Source organism: Limnohabitans radicicola, assembly GCF_014837235.1.
In the GTDB taxonomy this organism is placed as follows: domain Bacteria; phylum Pseudomonadota; class Gammaproteobacteria; order Burkholderiales; family Burkholderiaceae_C; genus Limnohabitans_A; species Limnohabitans_A radicicola.
Window position 1 is genome coordinate 989,511 of sequence record NZ_JACYFT010000002.1, and the last position, 15,545, is coordinate 1,005,055.

Annotated in this window: 10 protein-coding genes and 3 tRNA genes; 3 read left to right on the plus strand and 10 right to left on the minus strand. The window is 60.7% G+C overall.

Annotation, left to right across the window (positions count from 1 at the left end; all coding sequences use genetic code 11):
• Nucleotides 1–1,140 (plus strand): ABC transporter permease, encoded by a 1,140-nt coding sequence (locus tag IC609_RS12500; RefSeq protein ID WP_191819798.1) that lies wholly within the window; start codon nt 1–3, stop codon nt 1,138–1,140.
• Between the two features lie 216 nt (nt 1,141–1,356).
• Here the strand turns inward: IC609_RS12500 and IC609_RS12505 are convergent, their stop codons facing one another.
• The 10 genes from IC609_RS12505 to IC609_RS12550 form a co-directional block, all read right to left on the minus strand.
• Entirely contained in the window at nt 1,357–2,508 is a 1,152-nt protein-coding gene (locus IC609_RS12505; RefSeq protein ID WP_191819799.1) for a tyrosine-type recombinase/integrase, read from the minus strand.
• Between the two features lie 187 nt (nt 2,509–2,695).
• A tRNA-Cys gene (locus tag IC609_RS12510) sits at nt 2,696–2,769 on the minus strand.
• A gap of 70 nt (nt 2,770–2,839) precedes the next feature.
• Nucleotides 2,840–2,915 (minus strand) — tRNA-Gly (locus tag IC609_RS12515).
• Between the two features lie 97 nt (nt 2,916–3,012).
• Complete coding sequence (gene lon / locus IC609_RS12520) at nt 3,013–5,433, minus strand: endopeptidase La (protein WP_191819800.1); 2,421 nt, start codon at nt 5,431–5,433, stop codon at nt 3,013–3,015.
• 99 nt (nt 5,434–5,532) lie between these two features.
• The gene (gene clpX, locus IC609_RS12525; RefSeq protein ID WP_191819801.1) at nt 5,533–6,798 is read right to left on the minus strand and encodes an ATP-dependent Clp protease ATP-binding subunit ClpX; all 1,266 of its coding nucleotides are present in this window, start codon (nt 6,796–6,798) and stop codon (nt 5,533–5,535) included.
• Between the two features lie 108 nt (nt 6,799–6,906).
• Complete coding sequence (clpP, locus tag IC609_RS12530) at nt 6,907–7,515, minus strand: ATP-dependent Clp endopeptidase proteolytic subunit ClpP (RefSeq protein ID WP_269902671.1); 609 nt, start codon at nt 7,513–7,515, stop codon at nt 6,907–6,909.
• Nucleotides 7,516–7,637: 122 nt separating this feature from the next.
• Nucleotides 7,638–8,948: a trigger factor gene (gene tig / locus IC609_RS12535; RefSeq protein WP_191819802.1), complete on the minus strand. Its 1,311-nt coding sequence runs from the start codon at nt 8,946–8,948 to the stop codon at nt 7,638–7,640.
• A gap of 49 nt (nt 8,949–8,997) precedes the next feature.
• Nucleotides 8,998–9,084, minus strand: a tRNA-Leu gene (locus IC609_RS12540).
• Between the two features lie 151 nt (nt 9,085–9,235).
• The gene (locus IC609_RS12545) at nt 9,236–12,406 is read right to left on the minus strand and encodes an efflux RND transporter permease subunit (protein WP_191819803.1); all 3,171 of its coding nucleotides are present in this window, start codon (nt 12,404–12,406) and stop codon (nt 9,236–9,238) included.
• A 6-nt stretch (nt 12,407–12,412) separates the two neighbouring features.
• Nucleotides 12,413–13,573, minus strand: a complete 1,161-nt coding sequence (locus tag IC609_RS12550) for an efflux RND transporter periplasmic adaptor subunit (protein WP_191819804.1) — start codon at nt 13,571–13,573, stop codon at nt 12,413–12,415.
• Between the two features lie 85 nt (nt 13,574–13,658).
• Here IC609_RS12550 and IC609_RS12555 point away from each other — a divergent pair, with 85 nt between their 5' ends.
• On the plus strand, nt 13,659–14,687 hold the full coding sequence (locus IC609_RS12555) for a squalene/phytoene synthase family protein (RefSeq protein WP_191819805.1): 1,029 nt from the start codon (nt 13,659–13,661) through the stop codon (nt 14,685–14,687).
• A gap of 14 nt (nt 14,688–14,701) precedes the next feature.
• A complete protein-coding gene (gene hpnD / locus IC609_RS12560) occupies nt 14,702–15,541 on the plus strand; it encodes a presqualene diphosphate synthase HpnD (protein WP_191819806.1) in 840 nt (279 codons plus the stop codon).
• Nucleotides 15,542–15,545: the final 4 nt, after the last annotated feature.

Consider the following 15,545-nt stretch of genomic DNA (forward strand, 5'->3'; position numbering starts at 1 on the left):
ATGACCTCGCACCATCCCACTTCGCTGAGGTCAGGGTTCGTCGCAACGCTGAGGGACGTCTTGCGCGACAAGGGCGCATTGATGATCTTTGTGGCTGCGCCCCTGTTCTATGCTTTCTTCTACCCCTGGTTCTTTGGCCCGGAGGTCGTGACCCGGATCCCGGTGGCGGTTGTCGACCAGGATCACTCGGCGCTTTCACGCTCGATTCATCGTCTGGCACTTGCCAATCCTCGCATCGAGGTCAAGGCAGTTGGGGCGGATGAGCGAGCCGCGCAAGCCGCCATGAGCCGTGGTGAGATTGATGGCTATCTGGTCCTGCCCGACGACCTGAAAGCCCATGTTGCCAGGGGAATGCCCACTATGGTGACCGTGGTCTCGAACGGGGCCTATCCCCTCATCAGCAAGGCAGTTCAGTACGGCTTTTCTGAGGCCGTGGGCGCAGCCTCGGCAGGTGTTGAGATCAGGCAGCGAGAGGCCAAAGGACAGAGTCCCCGCCAAGCCGGCGAGAGCCGCACTCCCGTGGATTTCCGGGCCATGGCGCTGTTCAACCCTACAGAAGGCTATAGCAGCTTCATTGTTCCTGCCGTTGCCTTGTTCATCATGCACCAGACCCTCCTGATGGGCGTGGGTATGCTGGTGGCGACCTGGGTCGAACGAGGCGCGGCTCATGCCAGTCCAATGGCCTGGATCGGGCGCTGGCTGGCATTCCTGTTGCCGGGATTGGTGTCTGGCCTGTTCTATTTCGGATGGGTCTTTTGGCTCTACGGTTACCCTCGCGCTAACAACGTGGCTGGCTCCCTGGTTTTCCTGGTCCTGTACGTGTCGGCCATCGTGACGCTGGGGTCACTTGTGGGCCTGTGGTGTAGAGATCGCGAACGGGTCCTTCAAGTCCTGCTTTTTTCGACATTGCCGATGGTGTTTCTTGCCGGATTTTCCTGGCCGCCAGAAGCGTTGCCGCTCCCGTTGCAGTATCTGCGGTGGTTGATACCGACAACGTCTGGAGTGCAGGCTGCATTGCGCCTGAATCAAATGGGAGCCCCTCTGCAAAGCGTGATGCCCTATCTCGGTTGCCTGTTGGCACTGACCGTGGTGGCCGGCAGCTTCGTCTTGAAATTCGGCGGTAAGCCGCAGGGCGATTGAGGACGGAGATACTTGCACACGCGCAGGCAATGGGCTGCTGTGAAGGCACGCTGCTGGTTCGAGGAAGAGCCACGCGTCGACTTCATCCGCAATATCGCCCCCTGGGACGCCGACGATCTGGACGCTGATCGCAGCCGAGGATTGCGATGGACCCTGAGCGGCCGTTGATCAAAGTTCTGCTGATGGCAGCTTCTGGCCGACAGCTGACCTCGGCCGTCAGAGGAATCGATCCGCCAGATCCTCACCCCTCAGTGAGGCGTAGCGCAGGAACATGTCGGTTTTCTTCCAACCCATGATCTTGCAAATTTCCAACTCGCTCCACATCCAACCGTTGTCTTGCTTGTTGCGCATGGTGGCCCAACGGCAGGTCGCCTCGTGGCGTAGGTCATGCTCGGTGAAATCCGGCATGTCGGCATAAGCAAACAAGGTGGTGAAGCGCTTGGACAGCGCATTCGTGACCTTGTCCAGGTTGTCCGGTTCCCCGTCCCAGAACTTGAACAGCAAGCCCTTCTTGCCTTTACAGCGCTTGCGAAGTGCTGGTCGCAGACTCGGCACCACCGGCACCGTGCGCCGCTTGATAACCCCGCCATGTCCCTTGGTGCCCCGTATTTCCAGCAACCCCCTGGCGTCGTCGTAATCCTCACAACGAATCCAGTAGCCCTCACGTAGGCGCACCCCAGTGTTGAGGATGATTTCGTAGAGCAGCTTGAAGTCATCGTCCTGAGGCAAGGGCCGCTGCTTGGATGGGTTCTTGATACCAGCCAGGGAGGCATTGATGCGATCCTCCTCCCCGGGGGCAAAACGGCGCTCCCGGTGCTGGTCTTTCTTGGGCGCCTTGTCGGCCTGCGCCAGCACCTCGCCTTCTTTGGCGGTGTAGGTACTGTAACCCTTGGGCATTAGCCGCAGCGGATTGGCCGGGGCCGTCTGGTCGATCGGGGTAGTCTTGCGGATGTGCCAATCAACCACCCTGGCCAGCCCCTCCACCCGTTTGCGGATCGAGCCGGGCGCCAGGTTTTGTTCCAGCTTGAGCTTGCTGACCCACTTGTCACACCAGGTGATGGTCACGCGGTCAAGTGTCACCTGACCCACCTCCGCCTTGATGCGGTCGAGGTTGGCCAGGTCCGATGGTGCCGGTCCGGGTGAACTGAGTTTGTAGTTGTCGATCAACGTGGCGAGCTTCAAGCCGGTGCGATGGTCAGGTGTTTCGACCAAATCAACGGGCACCACACCGCGCTCGATCATGCTCATCAAGTGCGTTTGGTACTGTTGTGCTTCAACCTTCGAGTTGAAGGTTGCGAAGTGTTTGCGTGGCAGCAATTTACTGTCGATGCGGACCTGCCACCGGTCCCCGCGTTGAATGATTGCCATGACCCGAAGATGAGGCTGCGGGTGTGAAATGTCAACTGCCATCCACGGACAAATTGATCCGTCCAAGCGTAGCATTGCTACGGATTTGCGTAGCAAAGACCGGGAAATGAGTGGATTTTGAGGGAATCGCAGACACAAAAAAGCCCGATCGAATCGGGCTAAGTTGTTGATTCCATTCAGAAATCTTTGGAGGCGCGGGCCGGAGTCGAACCGACCTACACGGATTTGCAATCCGGTGCATAACCGCTTTGCTACCGCGCCACGTTCTGACAAAAAAGGGAAGCATGTGCTTCCCTTTTTGCTGGAAGATGTTGGCACTTCTTCCGATGTTTGGAGCGGGAAACGAGGCTCGAACTCGCGACCTCAACCTTGGCAAGGTTGCGCTCTACCAACTGAGCTATTCCCGCATTTGAGTGAACTTGGCATTGTATGCTTTGTTCGCTGCAACAGGCAAATTATAGCGCAAATTCAAGGGCTCACCGAAGTGCGCACCATAAATTTGCATCAATGCTTGGTGGCCTCCGTTTTGGCCGTCGAAGCCGCCACGGACACCGCCGCGGCGATCTCCTCTTCCGTCAACGGAACCGGCTTGGCTTCGAGCGCGATCTCCAGCACCTGATCCACCCATTTGACTGGCACGATCTCCAGACCATTTTTGACATTCTCGGGGATGTCCTGCAAGTCCTTGACGTTGTCTTCAGGGATCAGCACGGTCTTGATGCCTCCGCGCAAAGCCGCCAAAAGTTTTTCTTTCAGGCCACCAATGGCAGTGACTTCGCCACGCAGGGTGATCTCACCTGTCATGGCCACATCGGCACGCACGGGGATGCTGGTCATGGCCGACACCATGGCAGTGACCATGGCTGCGCCTGCGCTTGGACCGTCCTTGGGCGTAGCGCCATCGGGCACGTGGATGTGCAGGTCTTTCTTTTCGAAGACCTCGTCTTTGATGCCCAACAGACGCGAGCGGCTGCGCACCACGGTCCGGGCAGCTTCCACAGACTCTTTCATCACATCACCGAGCGAGCCCGTGCGGGTGATGACACCTTTGCCCGGCATCAGCGCGGCCTCAATGGTCAGCAAATCGCCGCCCACTTCGGTCCATGCCAGACCGACCACCTGACCGACCTGGTTTTTCTGTTCGGCACGACCATAGGTGTACTTGCGCACACCCAGAAAGTCGTTGAGGTTATCTGCGGTGACCTGGACCTGCGCTTGCATCTGCCCCAACAGCAAGCCCTTGACCACTTTGCGGCAAATCTTGGACAGCTCACGCTCGAGCGAACGCACACCGGCCTCGCGTGTGTAGTAACGCACCACGTCGCGGATGGCCTCTTCCGTCACATTCAATTCAGCAGCTTTGATGCCGTTGTTTTCCAGCTGTTTGGGCAGCAGGTAACGCATGGCGATGTTGGTCTTTTCGTCCTCGGTGTAACCCGAGAGGCGAATGACCTCCATCCGGTCCAGCAACGCTGGCGGGATGTTCATGGAGTTGGATGTGGCCACAAACATCACATCGCTGAGGTCGAAGTCGACCTCTACATAGTGATCGCCAAAGGTGTGGTTTTGCTCGGGGTCCAGCACCTCCAGCAAGGCGCTCGACGGGTCACCTCGGAAATCCGTGCCCAGCTTGTCGATCTCGTCGAGCAGGAACAAGGGGTTGCGGGTACCGGCCTTATTCAGGCTTTGCAGCACCTTGCCGGGCATGGCGCCGATGTAGGTGCGACGGTGACCGCGGATTTCGGCCTCGTCACGCATGCCACCCAGTGCCATGCGCACATACTTGCGACCTGTGGCTTTGGCAATGGACTGGCCCAGCGAGGTCTTGCCCACGCCAGGCGGCCCCACCAGGCACAGGATGGGGGCCTTGACCTTGTCAACGCGTTGCTGCACGGCGAGGTATTCCAGAATGCGGTCTTTGACCTTGTCCAGGCCAAAGTGGTCCTGGTTCAGCACCGTCTCAGCATTGGCCAGATCGTGCTTGATTTTGGTCTTTTTGCTCCAGGGCAGTCCTGTCAGCACTTCAATGTAGTTGCGCACCACCGACGCCTCGGCCGACATGGGCGACATGAGCTTGAGCTTTTTGAGCTCGGCTTCAGCCTTCTTGCGGGCATCAGCCGGCATCTTGGCGGCCTTGATCTTTTTCTCGATCTCTTCGATGTCCGCGCCCTCTTCGCCCTCACCCAGTTCTTTCTGGATGGCTTTGACCTGTTCGTTCAGGTAAAAGTCGCGCTGGTTCTTTTCCATCTGGCGCTTGACGCGGCCACGGATACGCTTGTCGACATTGAGGATGTCCACTTCACGCTCAAGCTGGGTGAAGAGGTTTTCCAGGCGGTCCTTGATGCTCGACAGGTCCAGTACGGCCTGCTTGTTTTCGAGCTTGAGCGGCAGGTGCGCCGCGATCGTGTCGGCCAAGCGACCCGCATCGTCGATGCTGGAGATCGAAGTCAGGATCTCGGGGGGTATCTTTTTATTGAGTTTGACATACTGGTCAAACTGCTGCATCACTGCGCGGCGCAGCGCTTCGGTCTCGCTGCTGGACTCGGACAGCTCGGCTGCGGGGTCCACGGGCTGAACGGTGGCCACAAAGTGGGCATCGCCGTCCACGATGCTCTGCACAAGGGCGCGCTGCTGGCCTTCGACCAGCACCTTGACCGTGCCATCGGGCAATTTGAGCATCTGCAAGATGGTCGAGACGCAACCCACATCGAACATGTCAGACGCGTCAGGCTCGTCCTTGGCTGCGGTTTTTTGCGCCACCAGCATGATGCGGCGGTCGGTCGACATCGCCGACTCCAGCGCCTTGATGCTCTTAGGGCGGCCCACAAACAGCGGAATCACCATGTGGGGAAACACCACCACGTCGCGCAGAGGCAACATCGGCAGATCGATCGGGGTGGAAGGCAATGGGGGGTGTCCGGACATGGTGTTACCTCAGTGTGTAAGCATCACATGGATGCAATAGCCTCAATTTCAACCCATCTGCATGCAGGGGCTTCAACATGGCTTGGTAGTCCATGGCGATCAGGCCTGCTTGGCCGACTCGCGGTAAACCAGCAGCGGTGGCTTGTTTTCGTCGATGGTGGACTCGTCCACCACCACTTTTTCCACATTCACCGCGTTGGGCAATTCGTACATGGTGTCGATCAAGGCCTGCTCCAAGATGGAGCGCAGGCCACGGGCACCCGTTTTGCGGGCCAGCGCCTTGCGTGCGATGGCATGCAGGGCGTTGGAGCGCACCTCCAGCTCGACGCCTTCCATGGCCAACAGCTTGGCAAACTGCTTGACCACGGCATTCTTGGGCTCGGTCAAAATTTGCACCAGGGCCTCTTCTGTCAGTTCGGCCAGGGTAGCCACCACCGGCAAGCGCCCCACCAACTCGGGGATCAGACCGAACTTGATCAAGTCCTCAGGTTCCACGTCAGTGAACACCTCGGTGAGTGAGCGCTGCTTCTTGCTCTTGACCGTGGCACCAAAGCCAATGCCCCCGGATTCGGTGCGGCTTTCGATGACTTTTTCGAGGCCCGCAAACGCGCCGCCGCAGATGAACAGGATGTTGGTCGTGTCGATCTGCAAAAAGTCCTGGTTGGGGTGCTTGCGCCCGCCCTGTGGTGGGACGCTGGCCATGGTGCCTTCAACCAGCTTGAGCAAGGCTTGCTGAACGCCCTCGCCCGACACGTCGCGGGTGATAGAGGGGTTGTCGGACTTGCGGGTGATCTTGTCGATCTCGTCGATGTAAACGATACCGCGCTGGGCACGCTCGACGTCGTAATTGCAGGTCTGCAAGAGCTTGGCCACGATGTTTTCGACGTCTTCACCCACATAACCGGCTTCGGTCAAGGTGGTGGCGTCGGCCATCACAAAAGGCACATCCAGCATGCGGGCCATGGTCTGCGCCAGCAGCGTCTTGCCCGAGCCCGTGGGGCCGATCAGCAAGATGTTGCTCTTGGCCAGCTCGACATCGTCTTTCTTGGCACCGTCTTTGTGCTTGAGGCGTTTGTAGTGGTTGTACACCGCCACAGCCAGGCTGCGCTTGGCCTTTTCCTGGCCAATCACATAGTTGTCGAGGTTGGACTTGAGGTCCGATGGGGTAGGCAGACCGTCTTTGGTCCCTTCCGCCAGCGTGTTGGTCGTGAGCTCGTCGCGCACGATGTCGTTGCACAAATCGATGCATTCATCGCAGATGAAAACCGACGGACCTGCAATCAGCTTTTTGACCTCGTGCTGGCTCTTGCCGCAGAAAGAGCAGTACAGGTTTTTCTCAGTGGTTGAGCCTTTTTTGTCGGCCATAAATGTCGCCTCGGAATCCGGATATTCGTCAATGATAACGAAAGAAAAACGGCGCTCACCTCAGCAGGTAAACGCCGTCCCCAAAGGTGCCGGTTGAACCGGCAGTCATCAAGTGCGCTTGGCGATGACCTGATCGACCAAACCATACTCCTTGGCCTCTTGCGCGGACAGGTAGTAGTCGCGCTCGGTATCACGCTCAATGCGCTCCAGAGGTTGGCCCGTGTTCTCGGCCAGGATGCGGTTCAGCTGCTCTCGGGTTTTGATGATTTCGCGTGCGGCGATCTCGATCTCGGTCGCCTGACCACGCGCACCGCCCAGGGGCTGGTGAATCATGACCTTGGAGCTGGGCAGAGAAAAACGCTTGCCCTTGGCGCCCGCTGACAGCAGGAACGCGCCCATGCTGGCGGCCATGCCGTTGCACAGGGTCGACACATCCGGCTTGATGAAATTCATGGTGTCGTAAATCGCCATGCCCGCACTCACCGAACCGCCGGGCGAGTTGATGTACAGCGAGATGTCCTTTTCGGGGTTTTCGCTCTCCAGAAACAGCAACTGGGCCACGATCAGGTTGGCCATGTGGTCATTGACCTCGCCCACCAGAAAGATCACGCGCTCCTTGAGCAGACGCGAATAAATGTCGTAGGCACGCTCGCCTCGGCCCGATTGTTCAACGACCATGGGCACCATGCCCAGATTAGTGATGTCCAGTGCGCTCATCATTTCTCCAGAAATTGAAACCAACTTTAACCAATTTTGGCAAGCACCAAGAAGATGGGGCTTGAAAGCCGGACTGCAAGCCCGGCTCAAGCCCCATTCATGGGTGCAAACCCGAGGACCGATCAGGCCTGGCCCATCAGCTCTTCAAAGGAAATGGCTTTTTCGGTGACTTTGGCTTTGCTCAGCACGAAATCGGCCACATTGCCTTCGATCACGACCGCTTCGACTTCGGCCATGCGCTGGTTGTCGCTGTAGTACCAGCGGGTCACGTCTTCAGGACGCTCGTAGCTGGCAGCCAGCTCTTCGATGTGGGCCTTGATCTGCTCGGGCTTGGCATGCAGTTCGTTGCTGCGCACCACCTCGGCCACCACGAGACCCAGACGCACGCGCTGCTCGGCTTGGGGGCGGAAGATGTCGTCAGGGATCGGGGCCTTGTCGGCGTCCTTGATGCCGCGCTGCTTCAGATCGGCGCGGGCACCGTCTTTGAGGCGTTCGACTTCGGACTGCACGATGGACTGGGGCAGATCCAGCTCGGCCTTGGCGACCAAGGCGTCCATGGCGGCTTGCTTGTTGCGGGCCAGCAGGCGGAACTTGACTTCGCGCTCCAGGTTCTTTCGGATGTCGGCACGCAGGCCTTCAACGGTGCCGTCGGCAATGCCCAGAGACTTGGCCAGGGCTTCGTTGACTTCAGGCAGGTTGGCGGCTTCGATCTTCTTGATGGTCACCAAGAAGTCAGCAGTTTTACCAGCCACATCCTTGCCGTGGTAGTCGGCAGGGAACGCCAGCGGGAAAGTTTTGCTTTCGCCCGACTTCATGCCGCGCACAGCGTCTTCGAACTCCTTGAGCATCTGGCCTTCGCCGACCAGGAACTGGAAGTCCTCGGCCTTGCCGCCTTCGAAGGCTTCACCGTCGATCTTGCCGGCGAAGTCGATGGTCACGCGGTCACCGTCTTGCGCAGAAGCGTCTTGCGCGCGCTGGGCGAAGGTGCGGCGCTGCTTGCGCAGGATGTCCACGGTCTTGTCGATGGCAGCGTCAGACACTTCGGCTGTGAGTTTTTCGACTTCGGTGCTGGCCAGATCGGCCAGTTTGACTTCGGGGTAGACCTCGAAAACGGCGTCAAAAGTCAGCTCACCCTCGGGCGCGCCTTCTTTTTCGGAAATGCGGGGCTGACCAGCCACACGCACTTTGGCTTCGTTGGCGGCCTGGGCAAAGGCTTCACCCACCTTGTCGTTCAGCACTTCGTACTGAACCGAGTAGCCATAGCGCTGCGCCACCACGTTCATGGGCACCTTGCCGGGACGGAAACCGTCCATCTTGACCGTGCGGGCCATTTTCTTCAGGCGTGCATCGACCTCGGACTGGATGGCCGTCACAGGCACAGTCAGGGTGATCTTGCGTTCCAGTTTTTCAAGGGTTTCAACAGTCACTGTCATTGTCGTTCTCGGTTAATGTGAATCGTTTTCCGGCCTGAGCCGGAAACCGTGGTGCGCGGGGGGGGACTCGAACCCCCACACCATTGCTGGCGTCAGGACCTAAACCTGGTGCGTCTACCAATTTCGCCACCCGCGCGGGTCCAAACAAAAAGGGCGAACAGGCCGGGATGGGAGCCATCCACAGGCCTGACCGCCCGCTTGAAATCGGTCAACTTTCTATTTTAGCCGCTCCGAACCCCGTTTTCGGGTTCGGGCGGTGCTGGTTTTCCCCTCTGCCACGGTGTTTTTCAAGCCGCCTGGGCAGCCTCTGTCGGGCGCGGCACACGGAACCAGGCCGCATACATGGCCGGCAGCGCCAGCAAAGTCAGGGCGGTGGCCACGATCAGACCACCCATGATGGCCACGGCCATCGGGCCCCAGAACACGCTGCGTGAGAGCGGGATCATGGCCAGCACGGCGGCAGCGGCCGTCAGCACGATGGGGCGCAAACGGCGCACCGCCGACTCGACGATCGCCCGCCAGCCCTCGATACCTGCAGCACGGTCCTGCTCGATTTGGTCGATCAGGATCACCGAGTTGCGCTGGATCATGCCCATGAGCGCGATCACCCCCAGCAAGGCCACAAAACCGAACGGGCGATTGAGCGCTAGCAAGGCCGCCGCCACCCCTGCCATGCCCAAGGGGCCGGTCAGGAAAACCAGCACCGAGCGGCTGAAGCTTTGCAACTGCAGTATCAGCAAGGTGAAGGTGATGAACAGCATGATGGGCACGCCCGCCGCAATCGAGGCCGAGCCTTTGGAGCTTTGCTCCACCGCGCCGGCGACCTCAATGCGGTAATCGCTTTGCCCCTGGCTGGCCCACTGGGCTTGGAGCTTCTGCAATTCAGGCTGCAGCTGCGCTGTCACCGTGGCACCCTGCACCCCTTCGGCGATGTCGGACTGCAAGGTGATGGCGTACTGGCGGCCTTCGCGCCACATCACGCCCGGCTCCCAGCCGAACACGGGGCGTGCAATCTGCAAGAGCGGAATCGATTTGCCAGACGCCGTGGGCACATAGGCCTGGCCCAGATCGGACAGCGCGTCGCGCTCGTTCAAAGGCTGACGCAGGACGATGTCGATCAGCTTGTCGCCTTCACGGAACTGGCCCACGGGCGCACCCGACAGCAGGGTACGCGAAGCCTGGGCAATGGACTGGCTGGTCACGCCCAGGGCGCGGGCTTTGGCCTGGTCCACTTCCAAACGCACGGTCTTGACCGACTCGTTCCAGTTGTCGTTGACCCCCCGGGCGCTGACGTTGCGGCGCATCACCGCCTTGACCTCTTCGGCCTTCTGACGCAGGGCCACAGGCTCGCTGCCGACCACGCGGAACTGCACCGGGTATGGCACAGGCGGGCCATTGGGCAGCAGCTTGACGCGGCCACGGATCTCGGGGAACTCCTGCGCCAGCAAGGCCGGAAGCTTGACGCGCAGGCTCTCGCGCACTTTCAGGTCACGCGGCAGCACGATCAGCTGCGACACGTTGCTCTGCGGGAACACCTGATCGAGCGGCAGGTAAAAACGCGGCACACCCGAGCCCACCCAGGTGGTGACCGAGCTCACGCCCTCTTCTTGTGCCAGGCGTTTTTCAACCCGCTTGGCCACCTCTTCGCTGGCACTGTAGGGCGCGCCCTCTGGCAGCCACAGGTCCACCAAAATTTCAGGACGGCTGGAATCAGGGAAGAACTGCTGCTGCACCTTGCCCATGCCCACGATACCCAGCACAAACAGGGCGATGGTGATGGCGATCGTCTTCCAGCGGTGGGTCACGCACCAGGTGACCCAACGGCGGAACTGGCGATAGAAAGGTGTGTCGAACATCTCGGCACTGTCGTGGCTGTGCCCGGCACCCTCACCGGCAACGGCGTGCGCTGGCGGCTTGAGCAGCCATGCGCCCAGATAAGGCACAAAGTAGACGGAAGCCACCCAGCTCACGATCAGGGCGATCACGGTGACCGCAAAGATGGCGAAGGTATATTCACCCGTCACCGATTTGGCGATGCCAATGGGCAAAAAGCCGGCTGCGGTGATCAGCGTGCCCGTCAACATGGGCATGGCCGTCAGCTCGTACGCAAAAGTGGCAGAGCGGAACTTGTCGTAGCCCTCTTCCATCTTGCGCACCATCATCTCGACCGCGATGATGGCGTCGTCCACGAGCAAGCCCAGCGCGATGATGAGCGAACCCAGCGAGATTTTGTGCAGGCCAATGCCGAAGTAGTTCATGGCCAGAAAGGTCACCGCCAGCACCAGCGGGATGGTGATGCCCACCACCAAACCAGGACGGATGTCCAGCGTCCAACGGCGCCACAGCGGGTTCTGCCCGGGGCGTTTGTGCAGGCCCAGTGACAAAAAGCTCACCGCCAGCACGATCACCACCGCCTCGATCAGCACCTTGATGAACTCGTTAACGGATTTGGACACGGCAGCAGGCTGGTCCTGCACCTGTTTCAGGGTCAGACCTGCGGGCAATGTCGCTTCTATTTTCTTGACCGTACTGCCCAGCGCATGGCCCAACGCGATGATGTCTCCCCCTTTGGCCATGCTCACGCCCAACGCGATGACTTCCTGGCCCTCGTGGCGCACCTTGACGGAAGGTGGATCAGCATAACCGCGGCTGACTGTGGCGATATCGCCCAGGCGCACCTGTGCGCCCGAGCCACCCCGAATGGGCATGGCCCGCAGGTCGTCCAGGTTCTGGAACTGGCCGCCCACGCGCACCTGCACCACATCATGGGGCGACTGCATCGTACCCGCTGACTCGACCGCGTTTTGCTGCCCCAGCTGTGCCAGCACCGCCCCCATGTCCAGACCCATCTGGGCGATCTTCTTTTGCGAGACGTCGATGAAGACTTTTTCGTCCTGCACACCAAAGAGCTCGACCTTGGCCACATCGGGCACGCGCAGCAGCGTCTGGCGGACGCGGTCGGCATGCGCCTTGACCTCGGCCGCACTGAAACCGTCGCCACTCAGGGCGTAGATCACACCGTAAACATCGCCGAACTCGTCGTTGAAAAACGGCCCCACCACCCCCTGAGGCAAGGTGGCGCGCATGTCGCCAATCTTCTTGCGCACGGTGTACCAAACCTGAGGCACCTCACCAGGCTTGGAATAGTCCTTGAGTTCGAGAATGATCTGCGACTCGCCTGGCTTGGAGTAGCTGCGGATCTTGTCCGAATAGGGCACTTCCTGCAGCGTGCGTTCGAGCTTGTCGGTCACCTGCTCGGCCACCTGCTGGGCCGTGGCCCCGGGCCAATAGGTGCGCACCACCATCGCCCGGAAGGTGAAAGGCGGGTCCTCGTCCTGCCCGAGCTGAAAGTACGACGCCATGCCCAGCACCATGAGCGCCACCATCAGGTAGCGCGTGAGGGCTGGGTGCTCCAGCGCCCAGCGCGAGAGGTTAAATTTTTGATCTTGCGAAGCCATGGCCGGTCACCGTCCCGTTGCGGCGCTGGCCGGGGCTGAGGCAGTAGTCACTGCAGCCGTGGCGGGGTCCGCATAGACCGTCACCTTCTGGCCCGCTGTCAAGACATGCACACCAGCGGCCACCACTTTTTGACCGGTCTGCAAGCCCGACACGATCACGACCTGGTTGCCATCCACCGTGCCCACTTGCACGGGCTGAGAACGCACTGTCATGGCCGCTTCGTCGAGCACCCAAACAGCGGTGCCGGCACCTTCTTGTCGCAGAGCGCTGGTCGGCAACTTGATCACCGGGGGCTGTACACCCTTGAGGGCGCCCGCCTGCACATTGACCGTCGCACCCAAAGGCAGCTTCTCGGAGGCATCCAGCGCCAGCTTGATGGTGAAGGTGCGCGTCACCGGATCGGCGCTCGCGCCCACCTCGCGCACACGGCCCTTGAGCACCTGCCCGGTGCTGGTCAACACCGCCGGCATGGCTTGCCCGGTTTTGAATGCCATCACAGCCTGCTCGGGCACAGCAAACACCGCATCACGCGGGCCGTCATGCGCCAGACGCACCACGGGCTGCCCGGCCGAGACGACCTGACCCACCTCGGCTTCCACCCCGGTCACCACACCGCTGGTGGTGGCCTGCAGGCGTGCATACGCCGCTTGGTTGCCTTGGGCTTGGGCCTGCGCGCGAGCTTGGGCCAGGCTGGCATCGGCCGCCTTGAACGCGGCCTCTCGGCGCTCCAGCTCGACGCTGCTGATGAAGTTTTGGGCCCGCAGCCCCTCAAAACGGCGCAACTCGGCCAGGCTCAAATCGCGCTGGGTTTGCGCTGCGGCCAGTTGCGCCTGGGCAGCTTGCGCAGCCAGTTGGTAGTCCTGCGGGTCGATCTGGGCCAGCACCTGACCCGCCTGTACCCGCTGCCCAACCTCGGCCTGACGCTCGGTCAATTTGCCTGCCACGCGAAAGCCTAGGCGGGACTCGATGCGTGCACGGATTTCGGCGGCGTATTCGGCCTGGGCATTGAGGTCTGAGGCACCCACGGTCAACAGCTTGACCGCACGAACGGGCTCTTCTACAGGCGTCTGGCGCGAACAGGCCGCCAAAGCCAACACCCCGGCACCCAAGGCCACACGGGTGGTCCACTGTACAGACGTTGATGTCCTGAACTTGCTTAAATACATGGCACTCCCTGCAAAATATTAATGACTGACTGGTTAGTAATCTATTGAATCTCCTGACATCTGTCAAGCGACAATACGATCACCCATGCAAAAAGCCGGTCCTTTCAGCAGTGCTCCAAGAAAGCTCCTTCGGGGTGTTTCACGCTCTTTTTACCTGTCGATTCGGCTATTGCCCTCGGCATTGCAGGCCCCCATTGAGGTGGGCTATCTGCTGGCACGCGCCACCGACACGGTGGCCGACACCACCACACTGCCCCAGGCCGATCGGCTGGACTTGCTCCAAGCCATGATGGCCGCCATCGATGCACCCGCGGGTGACTTGCGGCACTGCCACCAGGCCCTGACCGAGTTTGCCGAGCGCCAGACCGACCCGCATGAGCGCTCACTGATGCAAGGCTTGCCCGACTGCCTGCCCCTGCTGCAAGCGCTCTCACCCGATGACCAGAACAGTGTGCGCTGGGTGCTGGGCCACATCACACACGGACAGATTCTGGACATTGAGCGATTTGGCCAAGGGCCTGCAGCCCTGGCCACCGATGCGCAGCTGGACGACTACACCTGGCTCGTGGCCGGGTGTGTGGGCGAGTTCTGGACCGAATTGTGCGAACGCCACTTACCCGGCTTTGCCACCCAAAGCACGGACGCCATGCGGCAAGCAGGCCGGGCCTATGGCATGGGCCTGCAAAGGCTGAACATCCTGCGCGATGCCGGGGCCGATCTGGTCGCAGGCCGCTGCTACCTGCCCGAAACGCGCCTGGCCCCACTGGGTCTGAGCCCTGAACAACTCATGAAAGCCTCTCGCACCGGAGATGCGGCCACACTGCAGCGACTGGCCCCCCTTTGGGACGACTATCTTCAGCAAACCCATACCCAATTGCGGGAGGGCGTGTTGTACAGCCAGCGCCTGACCAGCCGCCGCCTGCGCCTGGCCAGCGCCCTGCCCGCCTTGATCGGTGCCCGCACGGTGGCCCTGCTGCGCCAGGCGGGGCCGCAAGCCCTCCCCCAGCGCGTGAAAATGCCACGCTCCGAAGTGCGTGCGCTGCTCTGGCGACTTCTCTGGCGGCTGGCCTCTCCAAATGCACTGGCCCATGAATTTCAGCGCCTGTCGCAGTGAGACAATCCCAGCCCATGAGCCCGCAAGACTACGTCCAGCAAAAAGCCGCCGCCTCGGGCAGCAGTTTTTATTACGCCTTCCTGTTCCTGCCGCCCGAGCGCCGCGCCGCCATCACCGCGTTTTATGCGTTTTGCCGTGAAGTGGACGACGTGGTCGATGAAATCACAGACCCCAGCGTGGCTGCCGCCAAGCTCGGCTGGTGGCAAAAAGAAGTGCAGCAAGCCTATGCCGGCCAACCCACCCACCCGGTCATGCACGCGCTCATGCCGCACACCCAACCCTTTGGCATCGAGAGCCGCCACCTGATGGCCGTGATTGAAGGCTGTCAGATGGACCTCAACCAGACCCGCTACCTGGACTTTGCGGGCTTGGCGAAATACTGCCATTTGGTGGCGGGTGTCGTGGGCGAAGTCGCCGCCCGCATCTTTGGCCAGACCGACGAGGCCACCACCGCCTACGCCCATAAGCTGGGCCTGGCCTTTCAGATGACCAACATCATCCGCGACGTGGGCGAAGACGCCATGCGCGGGCGCATCTACCTGCCACTGGACGAGCAGCAACGCTTTGGCGTCAAGGCCAATGAGCTGATCCAGCGCACTTATTCAGACCGATTTACTGCGCTGATGAAGTTCCAGGCCGACCGCGCCCACGCCCTGTACGACGAAGCCCTGGCCCTGCTGCCTGCCTCGGACCGCCGTGCCCAAAAACCCGGCCTGATGATGGCCAGCATCTACCGCACCTTGCTGCGCGAGATCGAAGCCTCGGGCTTTCAGGTGCTGCACCAGCGCATTGCCCTCACGCCGCTGCGCAAGCTGTGGCTGGCCTGGAAGATGCAGGCTTTGGGGCGGTTCTGACCGC